Raw genomic sequence first — 22,887 nt, 5'->3', positions numbered from 1 at the left:
TCAAGCAGGAACTCCTCAGGAAGGGCGCAAGGGCATGAATCCCTATATTGCGATCACCGGTCTGGCAGCCTTGGGCGCCATCTTCGTGCTGGTGATGGTGGCACTGAACCTGCTGTTCAGCCCCACACAGGCAAACCGCACCAAGCACGAGACCTATGAGTGCGGCATCGACCCGACGCCCCAGGCCGCGGGCGGTGGCCGCTTTCCGGTGAAGTACTACGTCATCGCGATGCTCTACATCATCTTCGACATCGAGATCGTCTTCCTGTACCCGTGGGCCGTCAGCTACGGCAAGCTCGGCCTGTTCGCCGTCATCGAGATGCTGCTGTTCATGGTGACGGTCTTCATCGCCTACTTCTACGTCTACCGCCGCGGCGGCCTGGACTGGGACTGACCTCCCAGCTGATCGAAGGGAAACCAAACACATGAGCACCGAAGAAGACGGCAGCGTCCTGCTCGCCTCCTCCGAAGCCGTGGTCGGCTGGCTGCGCAAGACCTCTTTCTGGCCCCTGACCATGGGCCTGGCCTGCTGCGCCATCGAGATGATCAGCTACGGCGGTCCTCGTCACGACGCCGCCCGCTGGGGGCACGAGGTCTTCCGCGCCTCGCCGCGCCAGGCGGACCTGATGATCGTCTCCGGCCGCCTGAGCCAGAAGATGGCCCCCGTCGTGCGCCAGCTCTACGACCAGATGCCCAACCCCAAGTGGGTCATCTCGATGGGCGCCTGCGCCTCCTCGGGCGGCATCTTCAACAACTACGCCATCGTCCAGGGCGTGGACCACATCGTGCCGGTGGACTACTACCTGCCCGGTTGCCCGCCGAACCCGGACCAGCTGATCGACGCCGTCTTCAAGCTGCGTTCGGACATCCAGCACTACCCGCTGCTCGGTGACATGAAGCGCAAGCAGGAGCGGGAAGAGGCGGCCGCACTGGTGGCCACCCCCACCCATGAGATGAAGGGCCTCATGCGATGAACGACGAGAAGACACCCGAGGCGAAGCCCCAGGCGGAGAAGACCATCGACGAGAAGGTGCCCGCCTCCCAGGACACCGCCCCCACGGGCGGCCTGGAGCGCGAGGACGCCCAGCCGACCCCCTATGTGGTGGGCCGCAGCACCGGCATGTGGGGCAAGGGCGGCACGCCCGACACCTCCGGCTATGCCGGGATGCAGCGCACCGTCGGGGCCCCCGGCGTGGCCGTCCGCCCCTTCGGCGGCTGGTTCGACGAGGTGGCCGACCGGCTGGAGGAGCTCACCCCGGGCTTCGGCACCGGCCGCGTGATCGTGCACCGTGACGAGCTGACCCTGTTCGTCAGGCCCGAGGCCATCGCCCAGGTCTGCCGCCAGCTGCGCGACGACCCGGCCCTGCGCTTCGAGGTGCTCAGCGTCATCTCCGGCGTGCACTACCCGCAGCAGACCGGCGAGGAACTGCACGTCGTCTACCAGCTGCTCTCGATCACCCACAACCGTCGCCTGCGCCTGGAGGTCGTCCTGCCGGACGGTCACCCGCACGTCGACTCGGTGGTCTCCACCTACCCGATGGCGGACTTCCACGAGCGCGAGGCCTGGGACATGTTCGGGATCATCTTCGACGGACACCCGGGCCTGACCCGCGTGCTGATGCCGGACGACTGGTCCGGCCACCCCCAGCGCAAGGACTACCCGCTGGGTGGCATCCCGGTGGAGTACAAGGGTGCGACGGTGCCGCCGCCGGACCAGCGCAGGAGCTACTGATGAGCCACTACAGCAATGAGGAAACCGTGACTGACCTCTACGCGGCCCCGGGCGAGGCCCCCGTCGACCACGTCTACCTGACCCAGGGTGCCGACTGGGACGAGATCGTCGCCGAGCACGCAGAGCGCGGCGACGAGACCATCGTCATCAACTTCGGCCCGCACCACCCGTCGACGCACGGCGTGCTGCGCCTGATCCTGGAGCTCGACGGCGAGACGGTCGTCTCGTTGCGCCCCGGCATCGGCTTCCTGCACACCGGCATCGAGAAGAACATGGAGTACCGCACCTGGACGCAGGGCGTGGCCTACGTCACCCGCGCCAACTACGTGGCGAGCATCTTCAACGAGGCCGTCTACTGCCTCGGCGTGGAGAAGCTGCTGGGCATCCAGGCTCCCGAGCGCGCGGACGTCCTGCGCGTGATGGCGATGGAGGTCAACCGGATCGGCTCCCACCTGATCGCGGTGGGCACCGGAGGTCTCGAGCTCGGCGCCTCCTCGGTGGCCGAGGTGGCCCTGCGTGAGCGCGAGATCACCCTGGAATTCCTGCAGGCCGTCACCGGCCTGCGGATGAACAACTCCTACATCCGCCCCGGTGGCGTCTCGGTGGACCTGCCCGACGACGGCCTGGACCGCCTGCGGGCCCTGGTGGCGCGGATGGAGAAGTACCTGCCGGAGCTGGCCCAGTTCTGCAACACCAACCCGGTCTTCCGCGCCCGCACCGTCGACGTCGGCACCATGGACCTGACCGCCTGCATGGCGCTCGGCGTCTCCGGCCCGGCGCTGCGTGCGGCCGGCTACCCGTGGGACCTGCGCAAGACGCAGCCCTACTGCGGCTACGAGAACTACGACTTCGACGTCGTCACCTGGGACACCCCCGACTGCTACGGACGCTTCCGCATCCGCCTCGAGGAGATGAACCAGTCCGTGCGCATCCTCAAGCAGTGCATCACCAAGCTGGAGGCCACCATGGGCCAGCCGGTGATGGTGGAGGACCCGCACATCAAGTGGCCCGCGCAGCTGGCGCTGGGCCCCGACGGCCAGGGCAACTCGAATGAGCACATCAAGCACATCATGGGCGAGTCCATGGAGGCGCTGATCCACCACTTCAAGATCGTGACCGAGGGCTTCAAGGTGCCCGCCGGACAGGTCTACGTGGCGATCGAGAATCCCTGTGGCGAGCTCGGCATGCACCTGGTCAGCGATGGCGGCACGCGGCCCTTCCGCGCGCACCTTCGTGACCCAGGCTTCAACCACATGCAGGCGCTGCCGGCGCTGACCGAGGGCGGCATGCTCTCCGACGTCGTCCCGGCCATCGCATCCATCGACCCCGTCATGGGCGGTGTGGACCGCTGATGACCACCACCCACAGCACGAGCCAGGAGGCCACCGCATGAGCGGCCACGAGTTCCAGTCCCACTTCGAGGTCTCGGGCGACGTCGACCACACTGACAAGTCGACCAACCTGACCGAGGAGAATGTCCAGGAGATGCGCTACATCCTGGACCGCTACCCCCAGCCGCGTTCGGCGATCATGCCGATGCTGCACTACGTCCAGTCCGTCGACGGCCGGATCAGCCCGGCCGGCGTGAAGGTCACCGCCGAGCTGGTCGGTGTCAGCGAGGCGCAGGTCAACGGCGTCGCCACCTTCTACACGATGTACAAGCGTCGTCCCGCCGGCAAGCAGCACGTCGGCGTCTGCGTCACCAGCCTGTGCGCCATCATGGGCGGCGACTACATCCTCGATGCCTGTGAGAAGCACCTGGGCATCAAGGCCGGCGAGACCACGCCCGACGGTTCGGTCTCCCTGGAGGCCGTCGAGTGCAATGCGGCCTGCGACTTCGCGCCGGTGATGATGGTCAACTGGGAGTTCATGGACAACATGACCCCTGACACGGCCGTCGAGCTGATCGACAAGCTGCGCGCCGACGAGCCCGTCCAGTCCACCCGCGGTGCCACCATCACCAGCTGGAAGGAGGCCGAGCGAGTTCTCGCCGGCTTCTCCGACGGCCGCGCCGACGAGGGGCCCACCGCGGGCCACGCGTCACTGACCGGCCTCAACATTGCGGCGGAGAAGGGCTGGTCGGCTCCCGACCCGGCCAACCTCCCGGCGCCCGAGCCGAAGCAGGAGGAGCAGAAGTGAGTGACCTGCTCGCCCCCGTCCTGACCGCCAACTGGGGTCAGGACCGGTCCTGGAAGATCAACGTCTACGAGTCGCAGGGCGGCTACCAGGCGCTGCGCAAGGCGATGGCCATGGAGCCCGACGCCGTGATCGCCACCGTCAAGGACGCCAACCTGCGGGGCCGTGGAGGCGCCGGCTTCCCGACGGGCGTCAAGTGGGGCTTCCTGCCCAAGGACAACCCGAATCCTCGTTACCTCGTCGTGAACGCCGACGAGTCCGAGCCGGGTACCTGCAAGGACATCCCGCTGATGATGGCCAGCCCGCACACCCTCATTGAGGGCATCATCATCGCGTGCTACGCCTTCAACAGCAATCACGCCTTCATCTACTGCCGCGGTGAGGTGCTCCAGCCCATCCGTCGCCTGCAGCAGGCCGTCCGCGAGGCCTACTCGGCCGGCTATGCGGGCAAGAACGTGCTGGGCACCGGCTTCGACCTGGACATCACCGTCCACGCCGGCGCGGGTGCCTACATCTGCGGTGAGGAGACGGCACTGCTCAGCGCCCTGGAGGGCACCCGCGGCCAACCGCGCCTCAAGCCCCCCTTCCCGGCCGTCGCGGGCCTCTACGCCTGCCCGACGATCGTCAACAATGTCGAGACCATCGCCAGCGTCCCGTCGATCATCAACAACGGCCCGGCCTGGTTCAACGCGATGGGTACGGAGAAGAGCAAGGGCTTCACGCTCTACAACGTCTCCGGCCACGTGAAGAATCCCGGCTGCTTCGAGGCCCCGATGGGGATCACGATGCGCCAGCTGATCGACCTGGCCGGCGGCATCCGCGAGGGCCACGAACTCAAGTTCTTCTGCCCCGGCGGCGCCTCCGCACCCATCCTGACGCCGGCCGACGTCGACGTCACGATGGACTACGAGGGGCTGGCGGCCAAGGGCACCATGCTGGGTTCCAAGGCCATCCAGATCTTCGACGAGACCACCTCCGCCGTGCGCGCCGCACTGCGCTACATGGAGTTCTTCAAGCACGAGTCGTGCGGCAAGTGCTCCCCGTGCCGTGAGGGCTCGTGGTGGACCACCCAGATCATGCAGCGCATCGAGCGCGGCGAGGGTGAGCCCGGCGACGTCGACAAGCTGATCGACATCACCAGCAATGTGGCCGGCCGCAGCTTCTGCCTGCTGGGCGACTCCTTCTGCATGATGCTCAACGGCTACATCAAGCATTTCCGCGACGAGTTCGAGGCCGGCTGCAATGGCACGCCGGCCTGGGAGCTGTTCCCGTACGAGAAGTCGGCCATCTTCCCCGTTGCATCCAGCCACGGCACGTCCGAAGGAGCCCACGCATGAGCACCGACATCGCTCCCAAGCCCGAGGAAGTCACCCTCACCATCGATGGCGTCCAGGTCAGCGTGCCCAAGGGTTCGCTGCTGATCCGCGCCGCCGAGAGCGTCGGCATCGAGATCCCGCGCTTCTGCGACCACCCGCTGCTCGAGCCCGCCGGATCCTGCCGACAGTGCCTGGTGGAGATCCCGGACATGGGCAATGGCCGCGGGATGCCCAAGCCCCAGGCCGCCTGCACCACCGAGGTGATGCCCGGCATGCGCGTCGAGACGGCGGCCACCAATGAGGTTGCCGCCAAGGCGCAGCGGGGCAACATCGAGTTCCTGCTCGTCAACCACCCGCTGGACTGCCCGATCTGCGACAAGGGCGGCGAGTGCCCCCTGCAGAACCAGGCGATGAGCCACGGCCAGGGGGAGTCCCGCTTCCACGACCTGAAGCGGACCTTCCCGAAGCCGGTCAACGTCTCCCAGCTGGTGCTGCTGGACCGTGAGCGCTGTGTGCTGTGTGCGCGGTGCACCCGGTTCGCGGAGCAGATCGCCGGTGACCCCTTCATCGCCCTGGTGGAGCGCGGTGCGCTGCAGCAGGTCGGCGAGTTCGCCGAGCGTCCCTTCGAGTCGAACTTCAGCGGCAATGTCATCCAGATCTGCCCGGTGGGTGCCCTGACCAGCTCCGACTACCGCTTCCAGAGCCGCCCCTTCGACCTGGTCAGCACGGAGACCAGCTGCGAGCACTGCGCCGCCGGTTGCGCCCTGCGCACGGACCACCGTCACTACCAGGTCAAGCGTCGTCTGGCCGGGCTCGACCCGGAGGTCAACGAGGAGTGGAGCTGTGACAAGGGCCGCTTCGGCTTCCTGTCCGCTCGCGGCACCGACCGCCTGACCACACCGCTGGTGCGTCGCGACGGCAAGCTGGTCCCGGCCAGCTGGCACGAGGCGATCGACGCGGCGGTGGTTGGCCTGAAGGCCGCCGGCCAGCAGGTGGGCGTGCTCACCGGTGGCCGCCTGCTCGACGAGACCTCATATGCTTACGGCCGCTTCGCGCGCGCGGTGCTCGGCACCAACAACATCGACTTCCGCTCGCGCCCGCACAGCGCCGAGGAGGCCAGCTTCCTGGCCGCCCGGGTCGCTGGCCGCACACTGGCCGAATCGGTGACCTACACCGAACTGGAGAAGGCCAAGCGGGTCATCCTGGTGAACTTCGAGCCGGAGGAGGAGAGCCCGATCGTCTTCCTGCGGTTGCGCAAGGCCGTCCGCAAGAACAAGCTCGAGGTGCTCAGCGTCGCCAGCCACCTGTCGAATGGTTCGCGCAAGATGGGTGCCCGTCTGGTGCCCGCCCTGCCCGGCCACGAGGCCCTCACCGTGCAGGCGCTGCCGCAGCAGACCGAGCTGGGCGCCGACACGATCATCCTGGTGGGGGAGCGGGCCGCGCAGTCGGCCGGCACCCTGTCCGCCGTCGCCGAGCTGGCCGACAGCACCGGCGCACGTCTGGCCTGGATCCCGCGTCGAGCCGGTGACCTGGGCGCCATCGAGGCTGGTTGCCTGCCGAACCTGCTCCCGGGTGGACGTCCCGTGGAGGATGCCACCGCTCGCGTGGACCTGCAGGCTGCCTGGGGCGTCGACCGGCTCCCCAGCCAGATCGGCCTGTCCGCCGACGAGATGCTCGCCGCCACGGCGGCCGGGCAGCTCAAGGCGCTGGTCGTCTCGGGTGTGCAGCTGGCCGACTTCGCCGATCCGGCCGCGGCACGGGCCGCCGTCGAGTCCGCGGGCTTCGTGGTCTCCCTGGAGAACCGCCTGTCCCAGGTCAGCGAGCGGGCCGACGTCGTCTTCCCGGTCTCCCTGGTCGAGGAGCAGGCGGGCAGCTTCACCAACTGGGAGCACCGCAAGCGCGTCGTGAACGTCGTGAACCGCCAGAACAATGCCCCGATGACCGAGATCCGCGTGCTGGCCGCGCTGGCCGACGCCATGGGCAGTGACCTCGGCGTGCGTGGCGGCAAGCAGGCCGCCGCCGAGATCGCCGAGCTCGGCGCATGGGAAGGCCAGCGCGCCAACCTGGTGCCCGCCCAGCCGCAGCAGCCCGCCGACGGTGTGCTGCTGGACAGCTGGCGCCTGATGAACGACGAGGCCGCCGGCCTCGACGGAGCCGACCACCTCAAGGCCGTCGCCCCGGCCGGCGTGGCCCGCGTCTCGCCGGCCACCGCAGCCCAGGCCGGTTTGGTCCCGGGCGGATCCGTCATCGTGCAGGGACCCACGGGCAGCCTGGCGCTGCCGGTCGTCGTCGAGGAGACGATGGTCGACGGCGTCGTGTGGATCCCCACCAACTCGTCCTCGGCCAGCCGTCGCTCGATCGGCGCGGCCGTCGGCAGCCCGGTCGGCCTCACGGCCGTCTCCAACAACTCCGACATCGCAGGAGGTGTGGCATGACGCCACTCAACGCATCGTCGATCCACCCGAATGACGTGTGGTGGATCACGCTGATCAAGGTGCTGGGCGTGTTCATGCTGCAGCTCCTGTGGTGCCTGTTCAATGTGTGGTTCATGCGCCGCGTTCTGGGCAAGATGCAGAACCGCAAGGGCCCCATCATGAACTCGCCCGGCGGCCTGCTGCAGGCCATCGGCGACGGCATGAAGCTCCTCTTCAAGGAGACCTTCGTCCCGAACGGCACGGACAAGCTGATCTTCAAGCTGGCCCCGGTCATCGCCGGCGTCTGCGCCTTCACCCCGTGGGCGGTCATCCCGCTCGCCGGTGAGGTCAGGATGTTCGGCCAGACCACCCACCTGCAGGTCACCGACCTGCCCGTCGCGGTGCTGTTCACGCTGGCCACCGGCTCGATGGCCGTCTACGGCCTGGTGCTGGCCGGCTGGAGCTCGGACAACTCCTACTCGCTGCTCGGTGGCCTGCGAGCCAGCGCGCAGATGATCTCATACGAGGTCGCGATGGGCTTGTCCCTGGTGGCGGTCTTCCTGATGTCCGGCACCATGTCCACCTCGCAGATCGTCGAGGCGCAGGCGGCTCACCTGAACTTCTTCGGGATGAGCGTCCCGCTGCCCAGCTGGTACGCGCTGGTGCTCTTCCCGAGCTTCTGTGTCTACTTCATCTCGATCCTGGCCGAGTCCAACACCCCGCCCTTCGACCTGTCGGAGTGCGAGCAGGAGCTGGTCAGTGGTTACTCCACCGAGTACACGGGCTTCCGCTACGGCACCTACTACCTCGCCGAGTTCATCCACATGGCCACCCTGTCGGCGCTCGCGGTCACGCTCTTCTTCGGCGGCTACCGCGCCCCCTTCCCCTTCAACATGATCGAGTCCATCGACCAGGGCTGGTGGGGCCTGCTGTGGTTCTTCCTCAAGACGCAGGTCATGATCTTCTGCCTGATCTGGTGCCGTGGTGCGCTGCCGCGCTTCCGCTACGACCAGTTCATGGGCATCGGCTGGAAGCGGCTGATCCCCTTCAGCCTGGCGTGGATCGTGATGGTCACCCTGATGAAGGCCACCATGGGCGCCGAGGGCAATGCCCGCGTGGTGCTCGCCGGCATCATGGGCGTCCTGTGCCTGCTGCTGCTGGCCTGGCTGCTGCTCGGCGGTGAGCCGGAGCGCACCACCGAGATCGACGACGAGGGCGACTTCGACGCCTTCGCCGGTGGATACCCGGTGCCCCCGATGCCCGGTCAGGCACTGCCCACCGCAACCCCCGTCGTGAGCGCCCAGCGTGCTCGCCTCGACGACGACCTTGCTGACAAGAACGGAGTTGACGCCTGATGGGCCTCTTCGACCAGTGGGCCGGCTTCGGCATCACTTTCCGCACCATGTTCCGCAAGACCTTCACCCAGGGCTACCCCCAGAAGGGCAAGGAGAAGGTCTTCGCCCCCCGCTTCCACGGGCGTCACCAGCTCAACCGCTGGCCCGACGGCCTGGAGAAGTGTGTGGGCTGCGAGCTCTGCGCGTGGGCCTGCCCGGCCGACGCCATCTACGTCGAGGCCGGTGACAACACCGAGGACCAGCGATACAGCCCCGGTGAGCGCTACGGCCGCGTCTACCAGATCAACTACCTGCGCTGCATCTTCTGCGGCATGTGCATCGAGGCGTGCCCGACGCGCGCCCTGACCATGACCAACGAGTTCAAGCTCGCGGACCGCTCGCGCGAGGTGCTGATCTACGAGAAGGACCGCCTGTTGGCCCCGCTGCTGACCGGCATGGAGCAGCCACCGCACCCGCGTCGCCTCGGCGATGACGAGAAGGACTACTTCCTCGGACTGCCGGCCACCGGTCAACCCGACGTGCGCAGCGCCTCCACGAAGACCCAGGGAGCCACCAAATGATCAGCCTCGTCCCGCTCGTGACCGCCCAGGCGGTCGCCTTCTGGGTGCTCGCGCCGCTTGCGGTGCTGGGTGCCCTGGGCATGGTGCTGAGCCGCAAGCCCGTGCATTCCGCGGTCTGGCTCGCGGCCATGATGATCGCGCTCGCCGGGCTCTACGCCTCGCTTGATGCACCCTTCCTGTTCGTGGTGCAGATCATCGTCTACATGGGCGCCATCCTGATGCTCTTCCTGTTCGTGATGATGCTGGTCGGCGTCAACACGACCGACAGCCTGATGGAGACCATCAAGGGTCACCGCGTCGCCTCGGTCCTGGCGGCCCTCGGCTTCGGTGCCCTGCTGATCACGGCCATCGGCAACGCGGTGGTCGGCAGCCCGGTCGGGCTCGATGCCGCCAACCAGGCCCAGGACGGCAATGTCCCCGGGCTGGCCGAACTGGTCTTCACCAAGTACGTCTTCATCTTCGAGGCCACCGCCGCCCTGCTGATCACCGCCGCGCTGGCCGCGATGGTGCTGGCGCACGGCGAGCAACTGCGCCCGAAGGTGCGCCAGGCCGGCCAGGTGCAGGCCCGCATGCGCAAGTACGCCACCGAGGGCGCCCACCCCGGCGCCCTGCCGAACCCCGGTGTCTACGCACGCAGCAATGCCATCCAGTCGCCCGCCCTGCTGCCCGACGGCAGCATCGCCCGCAACTCGGTGGTCGACGCCATGTACGAGCGCGGCGTGGTGACCAATCCCGAAGAGCTCGGGGCCCCCACGAAGCGCGCCTTCGAGGCCATCGAGTCCGTCAAGGCCGAGGAGGGCCGGGAATGAACCCGAACTACTACTTGGTGCTGAGTGCCATCCTGTTCAGCCTCGGCGTCCTGGGCTTCCTGCTGCGCCGCAATGCGCTGGTGGCCTTCATGTCGATCGAGCTGATGCTCAACTCGGCAAATCTCGCGATGGTGAACTTCTCCCACGTGCACGGCAACCTCGACGGGCAGGTGGCCACCTTCTTCGTGATGGTGGTCGCGGCAGCCGAGGTCGTGGTGGGCCTGGCCATCATCGTGACCCTGTTCCGTACCCGACGCTCGGCCTCGGTCGACGACGCAAACCTGCTGAAGTTCTGAGGGGGCATCGGTGAATCTTCTCGAGACAGTCACTCCCATCGCCGCGAGCGGTATGTTCCGCTATGCGTGGACGATGATCGCCGTCCCCGGCGTGGTTGCAGCCTTCCTGCTGCTGGCCGGCCGGGTCACGGACAAGTGGGGCCACCTGCTGGCAACCCTCGCCTCCCTCTACTCCTTCTCCATCGGCGCCTGCCTGTTCGGTGAGATGCTCGGGCGCGAGCCCGGCCAGCGCGCCGTCACCAACCAGCTGTGGACCCTCTTCGAGGCCGGTTCGTGGAAGGTCGACGTCAGCCTGCTGGTCGACCAGCTGTCGATCCTGTTCGTGCTGCTGATCACCGGTGTGGGTTCGCTGATCCACATCTACTCGATCGGCTACATGGCCCACGACGAGCGCCGTCGTCGCTTCTTCGCCTACCTGAACCTGTTCGTGGCGGCGATGCTGACCCTGGTGCTGGGCGACAACTACCTGATCACCTTCTTCGGCTGGGAGGGCGTCGGTCTGGCCTCCTTCCTGCTGATCTCCTTCTGGCAGCACAAGACCTCCGCGGCCCTGGCCGGCAAGAAGGCCTTCGTGATGAACCGCGTCGGTGACCTGGGCCTGACCATGGCGATCTTCACCATGCTCTCCCAGCTGGGCAGTTCGGCCTTCGTCGACGTCAACGAGCACGCCACGAAGCTGTCGCCCTTCTGGGCGACCGTGATCGGCCTGCTGCTCCTGGTGGCCGCCTGCGGCAAGTCCGCCCAGTTCCCGCTGCAGGCCTGGCTGCTGGACGCCATGGAGGGCCCGACCCCGGTCTCCGCCCTGATCCACGCGGCGACGATGGTCACCGCCGGCGTCTACCTCGTCGTGCGCAGCCACCACGTCTACGCGCAGACCGAGACCGCGCAGATCGCCGTCGCGGTGATCGGCACGATCACCCTGCTCTACGGCGCGTGGATCGGCACCAGCAAGGACGACATCAAGAAGGTGCTGGCCGGATCCACCATGAGCCAGATCGGCTACATGATGCTCGCCGCGGGCCTCGGCCCGATCGGTGCCGCCTTCGCGATCTTCCACTTGATCACGCACGGCTTCTTCAAGGCCAACATGTTCCTGGGTGCCGGTTCGGTGATGCACGGGATGAGCGACGACGTGGACATGCGCCACTTCGGCGCCCTGCGCAAGGCGATGCCGATCACCTTCCTGACCTTCGCGATGGGCTACCTGGCCATCATCGGCTTCCCCTTCACCTCGGGCTACTTCTCCAAGGACCACATCATTGAGGCCGCCTTCGAGAAGTCCCCGGTCTTCGGGTCGCTGGCCCTGCTGGGTGCCCTGGTCACCGCCTTCTACATGACTCGCCTGATGATGATGACCTTCTTCGGCGAGAAGCGTTGGCTGAAGGGCGTGCACCCGCACGAGTCCCCGCTGACCATGACCATCCCGCTGATGGTGCTGGCGGTGCTGTCCATCGTCGCCGGTGCGCTGATGAACAACTGGATCGGGGAGTGGCTGGAACCGGCGACGGGCGCCGAGGTGCACCACACCGCGCTCACGCACATCACGCCGATCGGCATGCTGACCATGGGTGTCGTGGCCTTGGGCGTCTTCTGCGGCTGGTTCTTCTTCCGCAAGGAGATCCCGTCCTTCCAGCCCGCCACCAACAATGTGTTCGCCATCGCAGGCCGCAATGACCTCTACGGTGACCACTTCAACGAGGCCGTCTTCATGCGTCCCGGCCAGAAGCTGGTCGAGGTTCTCGACCACACCGACCGCGGGGTCGTCGACGGTGCCGTGATGGGTACCGCCACTGCACTGGGTGGCCTGTCCACCGTCGTCCGCAAGCTGCAGAACGGTTACGTTCGCAGCTACGCCCTCACCATGGTCGCTGGCGCGATCCTGGTCGGGTTGGCACTGATCCTCGGCCAGCTGGCCTGAGGGGAGGAGAAACAATGACTTTCCCCTTGCTCACCGCGCTGGCCCTCGTGCCACTGGTCGGTGGCCTTCTCCTGTTCTTCGTGAAGGGAGGTGCTGGCCGGCTCCTCGGCCTCGGCATCAGCCTGGCTACCCTGGCGCTGGGCCTTGTGGCCTTCTTCGCCTCGGGTGACCTGGCCGAGCAGCACACCTGGATCTCCTCGATCGGCGCGCACTATGCGCTGGGCCTGGACGGCATGGCCAAGGCCATGGTCCTGCTGACCGTCATCCTGGTCCCCATCGTCCTGCTCGCCGAGTGGAAGGTGGGGGAGCAGGAAGGCACCTGGTCCACCAGTACCTTCTTCGCCCTGGCGCTCATTCTCGAGGGCCTCGCGCTGTACGTCTTCATGGCCACCGATGCGCTGCTTTTCTACCTCTTCTTCGAGGCCACCCTGATCCCGATGTACTTCCTCGTCGGTGGCTGGGGCGGCCCGAAGCGTGGGCAGGCGGCCCTGAAGTTCCTGCTCTACTCGCTGGCCGGCGGTCTGGTGCTGCTCTTCGGCATCATCGGGCTGGGCGCACACAGCGCCGGCAGCGGCAAGCCGAGCTTCCTGATCAGCGACCTGGCCGCCCTGCACATCGACGGCAGCATCGGCCGTTGGCTGTGGGCCGCCTTCTTCATCGCCTTCGCGATCAAGGCCCCCATGGTCCCGGTGCACACCTGGCTTCCGGACACGGCCGAGCAGGCCACTCCGGGCGCCTCGACGCTGCTGGTCGGCATCCTGGACAAGATCGGCACCTTCGGCATGATCCGCTTCTGCCTGACCCTCTTCCCGGAGGCCAGCAAGTGGGCCACTCCGGTGGTGCTGGGCCTGGCGGTGCTGTCCATCCTGTACGGCGCCCTGATGGCCATCGGCTCGAAGGACCTGCTGCGGCTGGTCAGCTACACCTCGGTCAGCCACTTCGGCTTCATGGTGCTGGGCATCTTCGCCTTCACCAGCCAGTCGATGAACGGCACGATCTTCTACATGCTCAACCACGGCTTCTCGACAGCCGCGCTCTTCCTCGTCGTCGGATTCCTGATCCGACGCCGCGGCAGCGCCAGCATCGACGCCTTCGGCGGCGTGCAGAAGCTGGCCCCGGTGGCCGCCGGCCTCTTCCTGGTCTCCGGCCTGTCCGCGATGGCACTGCCCGGCATGTCCAGCTTCATCAGCGAGTTCATGGTGATGGCCGGGGCATGGCAGCGCCACCCCGTGGTCACCGCCATCTCCACGCTGGGCACGGTGCTCGCCGCGCTCTACATCCTGCTTGCCTACCAGCGCACGATGACCGGTCCGGTCACCGAGCAGGCGGACAGACACTTCACCAACAATGACCTCGACGTGCGCGAGAAGGCCGTCATGGCCCCCCTCGTCGCGCTGCTGCTGGTGCTCGGTTTCCTGCCGATGCCGATGCTGCACGTCACCGAGAACACCGCGAAGGACACCATGTCCCAAATTGGCATGACTGATCCGGAACCTGCCGCGAAGGGAGTCAAGTGATGAGCTTGCTCGACGTCATGATTCCCCTCGAGATCACGGCCCCGAAGCCCGAGTTCCGCCTGCTCGCCCCGTTGATCCTGGTGCTGCTGGGTGCCTGTCTGTCAATCCTGGTGGAGACCACCAGCAAGCGCGGTCCCCGCTACGGCGCGCAGCTGATCGTCAGCATCGTCACCCTGGGTGCGGCGCTGGCCCTGCTGGTGCGCAACTGGATCATCGGCAACGCCCAGATCGCAATGCTCGGATCGATCGCCGTCGACGGCCCCACCTGGTTCGCCTGGGGTGCCCTGTTGGTCTTCGGCCTGATGACCGCGCTGCTGTTCGCGGAGCGACGGGTCTCCGGTGGCCAGTCGCAGTTCACGGCGATGGGCTCGTCGGTTCCCGGTTCGCCGCTGGAGCGGGAGGCCATCGCCGCCCGCGCCGAGCACACCGAGGTCTTCCCGCTCCTGCTGTTCAGCCTGTTCGGCATGATGCTGTTCGCCAGTGCCAATGACCTGCTGGTCATGTTCGTGGCCCTGGAGATCTTCTCCCTGCCGCTCTACCTGCTCGCCGGTCTGGCGCGTCGCCGCCGGATGCTGAGCCAGGAGGCCGCGCTGAAGTACTTCCTGCTGGGCGCCCTGTCCAGCGCGATGTTCCTCTACGGCACCGCACTGCTCTACGGCTACGCGGGCTCCTTCCAGCTGCGCGCCATCGACCAGGCCATCTCGGCGGGTGGCCAGGGCCGGGGCCTGCTGCTGGCGGGCATGGGGCTGGTGGCGGTCGGTCTGCTGTTCAAGATCGGTGCCGTGCCCTTCCACTCGTGGACCCCGGACGTGTACACCGGCTCGCCGACTCCCGTCACGGCCTTCATGGCCATCTGCACCAAGTTCGCCGCAGTGGTCGCGCTGATGCGCGTCTTCTACGTGGGCCTCGGTGCCGCCCGCTGGGACTGGCAGCCGCTGCTGGCGGTCATCGCCGTGCTCACCATGTGCGTGGGTGCCCTGATTGCCCTGACCCAGACCGACGTCAAGCGCATGCTGGCCTACTCCTCAATCGCCCACGCAGGTTTCATCCTGGTGGCCATCGTCGGTGCCAACACCGCGGCCAACGGCCTGCTGCCCGGCGGCATCGGCTCCACCAGCGCCGTACTGGTCTACCTGGCCGCCTATGGCCTGGCAACGCTGGGTGCCTTCGGGCTGGTGACCATGGTGCGCAAGGCCGGTGGTGAGGCCACGAGTCTCGCCGCATGGCAGGGCGTCGGCCGCAAGAGCCCGGCACTGGGTGCCCTGATGGCGCTCTTCCTGCTGAGCTTCGCCGGTGTCCCGCCGACGGCCGGCTTCATCGGCAAGCTGCTCGCCTTCACCGCCGCATGGAAGGGCGGCTACCCGTGGTTGGTGGGCATCGCGATCCTGATGAGCCTGGTTGCGGCCTTCATCTACATCCGGATGATCGTCGTGATGTTCTTCCGCAACCCGGTTGATGACGAGGTCGAGGTCGTCAGCCCGTCGTGGATGACCTGGCTGGTCGTCATCCTCGGTGCCGTCGGCACCCTGGTCTTCGGCATCTACGCCCAGCCGCTGCTGGACCTGGCTGGGCAGGCCGGCGTCTTCCTGCGTTGAGCCGTTCACACCAACGGTCAATGGCCCGTCCCCACCGGGGGCGGGCCATTGCCGTGCCCGGAACCGGTGATGGTGTAGAACCGAGGGCATGATTCCACGACGCGGGCGCGACGAGCTCTACTTGGACGTGACACCGGGGCTGGTCCCGACCGAGGGGGATGCCCCGACCACTCGGGTCCGGGGCCGGGAGTGGAAGGGCGAGGCCGCTGTGCAGTTCCACCCGCCGCGTGGGGTGGCGCCAGCCCTGTCCGGGACGGTGCTCGACGGTGTGGTCGACCCGCGGGACCTGGCGGCCATGATGATCGACCTCAGCCTGCGGGGCTGGTTCAGCCTCAGGAAGCAGGACGACGACTGGCAGCTGGAACTCCAGCGGGCCATCATCGCCTCCGAGCTGAGCCCCGCCGAGGTGGTCCTGCTCCAGGGGCTCTTCCCCGGCCAGGCAGAGACGGTCCTGCTCAGCCAGGTGAAGCCGGGGCTGGCGCAGCCGCTGCGGGCCTGCCGTGACGAGCTCTACCGCGAGGTGGTGCAGCAGGGCTGGTACCGCCGTGACCCCCGACGAGGACGCCTGGCGCGGCTGGTCAAGGGACGGGTGCCCCGCACGGCGCGCGGAAGTGCCGTGCGGATCCAGACGCTCGGTTTTCGCAGGTATCTGGAGACCGCTGAGGCCAGCCAGATCCGCTTCGAGGAGGCCGCCGACCAGTTCAGCCGCTACCTGCCCTATGCCATGGTCTTCGGCATCGCCGACCGCTGGGCCGGCGTGATCGGCGAGGTGGTGCGTCGTCAGCAGCTGGTGGACTCCGCCTCGGTCGCCGCCGAGTTCGCGAGTGATCCGATGGCCTGGTACCTGCTCGACGGACTGGTGGACATGGCCGAACTGGGGGCGGCCGGTGTCGAACTTGCCGGCATGCTGGGGGACATGGGCGGCCTGCTGGATCTGGGGGCTGGTCTGGGAGGCATCGGCGACGCCTTCGACGGGCTGGGCGACTTCTTCGACGGCTTCGACCTGTTCGACCTCTTCGACTTCTGACACGCCGCCCACGGTTCAGCCGGAGTTGGGCGGCGGCGCGGCCACGCACTAGGCTGGGGAGCGGTCTGCACAGGCCCTGTCGGCAGGAAATGAGGAGAACCGTGACCCACGTCGTGGACGAGGCCTTCGATGCCTCGGTCACCGATCGTCTGGCCATCATCGAGGAAGAACTGGTCAAGGCGGCAGTGGCCGACAGCCCCTTCGTCACCGAGGCGGCCCGTCACATCATCGATGCCGGCGGCAAGCGCTTCCGTCCGCTGCTGGTGATCCTCGGATCCCATTTCGGTGCAGAGGTCGACGAGAAGGACCTGGTGCGTGCGGCCCTGGTCGTCGAGCTGACCCACGTGGCCAGCCTGTACCACGACGACGTCATGGACGATGCGGACATGCGCCGCGGGGCGCCCAGCGCGAATCGTCGCTGGGACAATTCCATCGCCATCCTGGTGGGTGACTACCTGTTCGCGCGGGCTTCGACCACCGTCGCGGATCTGGGAACCGACTACGTGCGGCTCCAGGCCGAGACCTTCGCGCGCCTCGTGCAGGGACAGATCGCGGAGACGCGCGGCCCGCAGGAGGGCGACGACCCGCTGGACCACTACCTGCAGGTGGTGGCCGACAAGACGGGTTCCCTGATTGCCACGTCCGCCGTCTTCGGGGGTATGGTCGCCGGCGCCTCCGACGAGGTGCTCACGGCCCTGGACGCCTTCGGCGAGGAGATCGGCGTCGTCTTCCAGCTCAGCGACGACATCATCGACATCACCAGCACCGTCACCGGGAAGACGCCCGGCACCGACCTCCGCGAGGGTGTGCCCACACTGCCCACCCTGATGCTGCAGGCCTCGATGGATCCGGCCGACGAGCCGTTGAAGCAGCTGATCGCCTCCGACCTGTCGGACGACGACAAGCTGTCCGAGACCCTGGCGGCGCTTCGTGCCCACCGGGTGATCGACCAGGCCCGCAGGGAGGTCCAGCGGCACGCCGACCTTGCCCTGAGCCACTTGGCTCCGCTGCCCGAGGGACATGCCAAGACGGCCCTGGCCAAGATCTGCAATGACTTGGTGAGTCGTTCGGTCTGAACCACCGCCCATATGCACAGGGCGCCGCCTCCTCACGGAAGCGGCGCCCTGTGCGTGTATTGGCGGTATCACCAGATGGTGACCCGCTGCTGGGGGTCCAGCCACATCCCGTCCCCGGGCGCCGTGCCGAAGGCCTCGTGGAAGGCATCGACATTGCGGGCGATCTGGTTGCAGCGGAATTCCGCGGGGGAGTGTGGGTCGATCACCAGCAACTGGCGGGCTCGTTCGGGCCGCGCCTTGGAGCACCAGATGGTTGCGTAGCCGGTGAAGAAGTCACGCACCTGCTCGTCGGTGAGCTCTCCGTCATGCGCAATGCGCAGGGCCCTGAGCGCAATCCCGACTCCGCCCAGGTCCCCGATGTTCTCCCCGATGGTCAGTTCGCCATTGACGTGGGGCCGTGGGTTGTCATCCATCAGGTCCTGCGGGGTCAGGGCCTCGTACTGTGCCACCAGCGCCGACGTGCGGGCAGTGAAGGCCTCGTGGTCCTGGTCGGTCCACCAGTTGCGAAGCCTTCCGTCGCCGTCGCAGTTGGAACCCTGGTCATCGAAGCCGTGGCCGATCTCGTGCCCGATCACCGAGCCGATGCCGCCGTAGTTGACGGGATCGCTCGCCTCGGCGTCGAAGAAGGGAGGCTGCAGGATGGCGGCGGGAAAGACGATCTCGTTGCGCAGCGCGTGGTAGTAGGCGTTGACGGTCTGCGGCAGCATCATCCACTCGTCGGGGTCGACGGGGCGCTGCAACTTGTCAAGCTGCTCGGCGAAGGAGAAACGGCCCGCGGCCAGCACACTGCCCACCAGGTCGCCCGGAAGCACCTCCAACGTCGTGTAGTCCCGCCAGTGGGCCGGGAAGCCGATCTTGGGACGGAACTTCTCCAGCTTGCGCAGCGCCTCGGCGCGGGTCTGTTCGCCCATCCAGTCCAGGTCTGCGATGGACTCGCCGTAGGCGGCCAGCAGGTTGGTCACCAGCTCGTCCATCCGTTCCTTCGAGGCGGCCGGGAAGTGACGTTCTACGTAGATCTTGCCGATGGCCTCACCCAGACAGCCTTCGGCCAGGCCGACGCCCCGCTTCCAGCGCTCGGTGATTTGCTGGGTTCCCTGCAGGGTCCGGCCGTAGAAGGCGAAGCGTTCGTCCACGAAGCTGCTGGACAGGTAGGGGGCCAGGCTGCGCACCAGGCTCCACCGAGCCCAGGCGCGCCACTGCTCCATCCGCTCCTCGTTGACCAGAGGTGCGACACCGGTGTGGAAGCTGGGCTGGAAGACCTGCAACCGGCCGATGGCCTCTTCGCTGGTCTCGGCGCCCTCCAGCACCAGGTCGGCGCGCAGCGCCGGCGCCAGCGCGCTGAATTCCTGCCAGGTCATCGGATTGTGCCGGGCCTTGATGTCACGCGTCTGCACGCGGGTCCAGTGCTGTTCGGCGATGGCCGTCTCCAGGTCCAGCACCATCGCCGCCTGCGCAGGGGCGTCCACGATCCCCGCCAGGGCCAGGCTGCGTTCCACATGGGCCAGGTAGGCCTGGCGCAACTCGGCATTCTCCTCGCTGACGTAGTAGTCCCGGTCGGGCAGGCCCAGCCCGTCCTGGGCCACCATCAGGGTGTGGTGGGTGGGATTGTCCGCGTCGGCATCCGCACCGACGTCATAGAGCGCCGAGATGCCGTGGCGCAGGCACCACCCCCAGTGGCGGGCGAGCGCGTCGGGCCCGTCGATGGCGTCGATGCGGGTCAGCAGGGGACGCAGCGGGGCCGCGCCCAGCTCCTCGATGCGTGCCTCGTCCATGAAGGCGGCATACAGGGCGGCGACCTTTCCGCGCTCGCCCTCCTGCTGCGGGTCGAGTTCCTCGACGATGCTGCGGACCGCCTTCTCCGCCTCCTCCCGCAGAGTGACGAAGCTGCCCGCTGAGGCCTTGTCGTCGTCGATGGTGGTGCTGGTCAGCCAGTGTCCGTTGACATGGCGGAAGAGATCGTCCTGGGGGCGCACGGCGGCGCGGGGTGCGTTGTTCTCGGTCACCCGGCCAATCTAGCCAGCGGCTCCGTCAAAATCACTGGTCCCGTCCCTCTACGAGGGACGGGACCAGTGTTCACAGTTCAGGCAGTGGACCTCAGTGCTGGATGGTCCAGGTGTCCTTGCCGTCGACCATCGCCTGCAGTCCGGCCGCGCTGCTGTTGCCACGGGCCAGGGCCACCTGCTCGCGGGCCAGGTCGTCGTAGGCGGGGCGTTCCACATTGCGGAAGATGCCGATCGGGGAGCGGTGCATCACGCCACCGTCGGTCAGCCGACTCAGCGCGAAGGCCAGCGACGGGTCCGCGTGGTGCTCGTCGTGCACCAGGATACTGTCCAGGCCCACCTCGGAGACCTCCACGACCTCCACGGAGCCGTCGCGCTTCTGCACCACGCCCAGGTGGTTGTCCGCGCCGAAGACGATCGGCTCGCCGTGGCGCAGTGGGATGATCGCCTCCTCGGACTCCGGACCCTTGATCGCGTCGAAGGCGCCGTCATTGAAGATCGGGCAGTTCTGGTAGATCTCCACCAGGGCCGCACCGCGGTAGTCGGCGGCGGCCTTCAGCACCTCGGACAGGTGCTTGCGGTCCGAGTCGACCGTGCGGGCCACGAAGCCGGCCTCCGCACCCAGTGCCAGCGAGACCGGGTTGAAGGGAGTGTCCAGCGAACCCAGCGGGCTGGACTTGGTCACCTTGCCAGCCTCCGAGGTGGGGGAGTACTGGCCCTTGGTGAGGCCGTAGATCCGGTTGTTGAACAGCATGATGGTCATGTTCACATTGCGGCGCAGCGCGTGGATCAGGTGGTTGCCACCGATGGACAGGGCATCGCCGTCACCGGTGACCACCCACACGCCAAGATCCGGACGGGTCACGGCGACGCCGGTGGCGATCGCCGTGGCGCGGCCATGGATCGAGTGCATGCCGTAGCTGTCCACGTAGTACGGGAAGCGCGAGCTGCACCCGATGCCGGAGACGATGACGGTGTTCTCCCGCTTGATGCCGAGCTCGGGCATCATGCCCTGGAAGGCGGCCAGGACGGCGTAGTCGCCGCAGCCGGGGCACCAGCGCACCTCCTGGTCGCTGGTGAAGTCCTTGCGGTTCAGCGGCTCGATGCTCAGCGGGACGCCGGCCAGGCCGCGGTACTCGGTGGGGTTCTGGGTGGCGGTCACTTGTTCTCCTCCAAGGTGGTGGCCTCGACCGCGTCCGCGCTTTCCTCGATGTCGTGGTCGATGGGCGCGTCGGGATGGTTCGGGTCGATGGCGTCGATCTCGATCTCCAGGTCCGCGGCGAGCTCGCTGAGCGAGATCGGCAGGCCGAAGACCTTGGAATAGCTGTGCACGTCGACGAGGTACTTGGCGCGAAGCAACATGGCGAACTGGCCGAGATTCATCTCCGGCACCACGACGCGGTCATAGGCCTTCAGCACCTCGCCGAGGTTGGCGGGCAACGGGTTCAGGTGCCGCACGTGGGCCTGCGCGACGTTTCGGCCAGTCTTGCGGACCCGGCGCACGGCGGCGGTGATGGGTCCGTAGGTGGATCCCCAGCCCAGCACCAGCACCTTGGCCTGGCCCGAGGGGTCCTCGACGACGACATCGGGGATGTCGCGCACGATCCCGTCGACCTTGGCCTGGCGCAGGCGCACCATCTTGTTGTGGTTGGCGGGGTCATAGGAGATGTTGCCGGTGCCGTCGGCCTTCTCGATGCCGCCGATGCGGTGCTCCAGACCCGGGGTGCCGGGCTTGGCCCAGGCTCGGGCCAGGGTCTCGGGATCACGCTTGTAGGGCAGGAAGTCGTCGCCCTCATTGGGTCCGGTGGCGAAGTTGGGGTCGATCGCGGGGATCTCGTCGAGGACGGGGACCTTCCACGGCTCGGCGCCATTGGCCAGGTAGCCGTCGCTGAGCAGGACCACCGGGGTGCGGTAGGTCACGGCGATCCGCACGGCCTCCACGGCCATGTCGAAGCAGTCCGCGGGGGTGGCCGGGGCCAGCACCGGCACCGGGGCCTCGCCATTGCGCCCGTACATCACCTGCAGGAGGTCGGCCTGCTCGGTCTTGGTGGGCATGCCCGTCGAGGGGCCGGCCCGCTGCACGTCGACGACTACCAGGGGGAGCTCGGTCATCACGCCAAGGCCGATCGTCTCGGCCTTCAGGGCGATGCCGGGGCCCGAGGTGGAGGTCACGCCCAGCGCTCCGGCGAAGGAGGCGCCCAGGGCGGCACCGACGCCGGCGATCTCGTCCTCGGCCTGGAAGGTGACCACGCCCTCGGCCTTGTGGCGGCTGAGCTCATGCAGGATGTCGGAGGCCGGGGTGATCGGGTAGGAGCCCAGGAAGAGCTGCAGCCCGGCCTTGTCGGCCCCGACGATCAGGCCATAGCTGGTGGCCAGGTTGCCCGAGATCTGGCGGTACTTGCCCTCGGCCATCGGCGCCTTGGCCACCTCGTAGCGCACCGCGAAGTCCTCGGTGGTCTCGCCATAGGCATAGCCGGCCTTGAAGGCAGCGATGTTGGCGTCACGGATCCCGGGCTTCTTCGCGAACTTCTCCGCCAGGAATTCCTCGGTGCCCTCCGTCGGGCGGCTGTAGAGCCAGTTGAGCAGGCCCAGCGCGAACATGTTCTTGCTGCGGGCCGAGTCCTTGCGGCCCAGGCCGAAGTCCTTCACCGATGCCACAGCCAGGCCGGTCAGGTCCAGCGCCACCAGGTGGTAGTCGGTCAGCGAGCCGTCCTCGAGCGGGTTGGCCTCGTAGCCGACCTTGGTCAGGTTGCGCTTGGTGAACTCGGCGCTGTCCACGAGCAGCAGACCGCCGCGCGGGACGTCCTTCAGGTTGGCCTTGAGGGCGGCGGGGTTCATCGCGACGAGCACGTCGGGCCGATCGCCCGGGGTGACGATGTCGAAGTTCGCGAAGTGCAGTTGGAAGCTGGAGACACCCGGCAGGGTTCCCTGGGGCGCCCGGATCTCGGCCGGGAAGTTGGGCAGGGTGGAGATGTCGTTGCCCATCGTGGCCGAGTCATGGGTGAAGCGGTCGCCGGTCAGCTGCATTCCGTCACCGGAATCGCCTGCAAACCTGATCACGACTCGGTCGAGCACATGCACACCAGACACCACGGGGCCTCTTTCACCAGAAGACAACACTCAATTGGCAAGCCTA

General features: G+C 67.5%; 19 protein-coding genes. 16 read left to right on the top strand and 3 right to left on the bottom strand.

Annotation, left to right across the window (positions count from 1 at the left end; all coding sequences use genetic code 11):
* The first annotated feature begins 34 nt into the window (after positions 1–34).
* The 16 genes from EDD41_RS05800 to EDD41_RS05725 all read left to right on the top strand — a co-directional run bounded on the left by EDD41_RS05800 (position 35) and on the right by EDD41_RS05725 (position 17,751).
* The gene (locus tag EDD41_RS05800) at positions 35–394 is read left to right on the top strand and encodes an NADH-quinone oxidoreductase subunit A (protein ID WP_094764112.1); all 360 of its coding nucleotides are present in this window, start codon (positions 35–37) and stop codon (positions 392–394) included.
* A 31-nt stretch (positions 395–425) separates the two neighbouring features.
* Positions 426–974 (top strand): NADH-quinone oxidoreductase subunit B, encoded by a 549-nt coding sequence (locus tag EDD41_RS05795; RefSeq protein ID WP_094764113.1) that lies wholly within the window; start codon positions 426–428, stop codon positions 972–974.
* Positions 971–1,732, top strand: a complete 762-nt coding sequence (locus tag EDD41_RS05790; protein ID WP_094764114.1) for an NADH-quinone oxidoreductase subunit C — start codon at positions 971–973, stop codon at positions 1,730–1,732. The genes EDD41_RS05795 and EDD41_RS05790 overlap by 4 nt, the downstream gene beginning before the upstream one ends.
* Positions 1,732–3,084, top strand: a complete 1,353-nt coding sequence (locus tag EDD41_RS05785) for an NADH-quinone oxidoreductase subunit D (protein ID WP_094764115.1) — start codon at positions 1,732–1,734, stop codon at positions 3,082–3,084. The genes EDD41_RS05790 and EDD41_RS05785 overlap by 1 nt, the downstream gene beginning before the upstream one ends.
* Before the next feature lie 37 nt (positions 3,085–3,121).
* Positions 3,122–3,871 (top strand): NADH-quinone oxidoreductase subunit NuoE, encoded by a 750-nt coding sequence (gene nuoE, locus EDD41_RS05780; RefSeq protein WP_094764116.1) that lies wholly within the window; start codon positions 3,122–3,124, stop codon positions 3,869–3,871.
* Positions 3,868–5,205, top strand: coding sequence for an NADH-quinone oxidoreductase subunit NuoF (nuoF, locus tag EDD41_RS05775; protein WP_094764117.1), 1,338 nt, complete (start codon positions 3,868–3,870; stop codon positions 5,203–5,205). The genes nuoE and nuoF overlap by 4 nt, the downstream gene beginning before the upstream one ends.
* The gene (locus EDD41_RS05770) at positions 5,202–7,619 is read left to right on the top strand and encodes an NADH-quinone oxidoreductase subunit G (RefSeq protein WP_123575245.1); all 2,418 of its coding nucleotides are present in this window, start codon (positions 5,202–5,204) and stop codon (positions 7,617–7,619) included. The genes nuoF and EDD41_RS05770 overlap by 4 nt, the downstream gene beginning before the upstream one ends.
* Complete coding sequence (nuoH, locus tag EDD41_RS05765) at positions 7,616–8,953, top strand: NADH-quinone oxidoreductase subunit NuoH (RefSeq protein WP_123575244.1); 1,338 nt, start codon at positions 7,616–7,618, stop codon at positions 8,951–8,953. The genes EDD41_RS05770 and nuoH overlap by 4 nt, the downstream gene beginning before the upstream one ends.
* The gene (gene nuoI, locus EDD41_RS05760; RefSeq protein WP_094764120.1) at positions 8,953–9,513 is read left to right on the top strand and encodes an NADH-quinone oxidoreductase subunit NuoI; all 561 of its coding nucleotides are present in this window, start codon (positions 8,953–8,955) and stop codon (positions 9,511–9,513) included. The genes nuoH and nuoI overlap by 1 nt, the downstream gene beginning before the upstream one ends.
* Positions 9,510–10,322 (top strand): NADH-quinone oxidoreductase subunit J, encoded by an 813-nt coding sequence (locus EDD41_RS05755; protein ID WP_094764121.1) that lies wholly within the window; start codon positions 9,510–9,512, stop codon positions 10,320–10,322. Before nuoI ends, EDD41_RS05755 begins: the two co-directional genes overlap by 4 nt.
* A complete protein-coding gene (gene nuoK / locus EDD41_RS05750; protein ID WP_094764122.1) occupies positions 10,319–10,618 on the top strand; it encodes an NADH-quinone oxidoreductase subunit NuoK in 300 nt (99 codons plus the stop codon). The genes EDD41_RS05755 and nuoK overlap by 4 nt, the downstream gene beginning before the upstream one ends.
* Positions 10,619–10,670: 52 nt before the next feature.
* Positions 10,671–12,536 (top strand): NADH-quinone oxidoreductase subunit L, encoded by a 1,866-nt coding sequence (gene nuoL / locus EDD41_RS05745; protein WP_094764123.1) that lies wholly within the window; start codon positions 10,671–10,673, stop codon positions 12,534–12,536.
* Positions 12,537–12,550: 14 nt separating this feature from the next.
* Positions 12,551–14,053, top strand: coding sequence for an NADH-quinone oxidoreductase subunit M (locus tag EDD41_RS05740; RefSeq protein WP_094764124.1), 1,503 nt, complete (start codon positions 12,551–12,553; stop codon positions 14,051–14,053).
* Positions 14,053–15,648, top strand: coding sequence for an NADH-quinone oxidoreductase subunit NuoN (gene nuoN / locus EDD41_RS05735; RefSeq protein WP_245995546.1), 1,596 nt, complete (start codon positions 14,053–14,055; stop codon positions 15,646–15,648). The genes EDD41_RS05740 and nuoN overlap by 1 nt, the downstream gene beginning before the upstream one ends.
* 88 nt (positions 15,649–15,736) lie before the next feature.
* Positions 15,737–16,675 carry a DUF2207 family protein gene (locus tag EDD41_RS05730; RefSeq protein ID WP_094764125.1) on the top strand — a complete coding sequence of 313 codons (939 nt, stop codon included), beginning with the start codon at positions 15,737–15,739 and terminating at the stop codon, positions 16,673–16,675.
* 101 nt (positions 16,676–16,776) lie between these two features.
* On the top strand, positions 16,777–17,751 hold the full coding sequence (locus EDD41_RS05725; RefSeq protein ID WP_370596989.1) for a polyprenyl synthetase family protein: 975 nt from the start codon (positions 16,777–16,779) through the stop codon (positions 17,749–17,751).
* Between the two features lie 68 nt (positions 17,752–17,819).
* On the opposite strand, the gene EDD41_RS05720 is transcribed toward EDD41_RS05725, so the two are convergent.
* From EDD41_RS05720 to EDD41_RS05710, 3 genes are all read right to left on the bottom strand, one after another.
* Positions 17,820–19,754, bottom strand: coding sequence for a M13 family metallopeptidase (locus EDD41_RS05720; protein WP_123575243.1), 1,935 nt, complete (start codon positions 19,752–19,754; stop codon positions 17,820–17,822).
* 91 nt (positions 19,755–19,845) lie between these two features.
* Positions 19,846–20,913 carry a 2-oxoacid:ferredoxin oxidoreductase subunit beta gene (locus tag EDD41_RS05715; RefSeq protein WP_094764128.1) on the bottom strand — a complete coding sequence of 356 codons (1,068 nt, stop codon included), beginning with the start codon at positions 20,911–20,913 and terminating at the stop codon, positions 19,846–19,848.
* A complete protein-coding gene (locus tag EDD41_RS05710) occupies positions 20,910–22,871 on the bottom strand; it encodes a 2-oxoacid:acceptor oxidoreductase subunit alpha (protein ID WP_245995545.1) in 1,962 nt (653 codons plus the stop codon). Before EDD41_RS05710 ends, EDD41_RS05715 begins: the two co-directional genes overlap by 4 nt.
* Between the last annotated feature and the right edge of the window lie 16 nt (positions 22,872–22,887).

Source organism: Luteococcus japonicus, assembly GCF_003752415.1.
GTDB lineage: Bacteria > Actinomycetota > Actinomycetes > Propionibacteriales > Propionibacteriaceae > Luteococcus > Luteococcus japonicus.
Note: the sequence above shows the minus strand (reverse complement) of the source record. Positions and strands in the feature narration are given on the sequence as shown.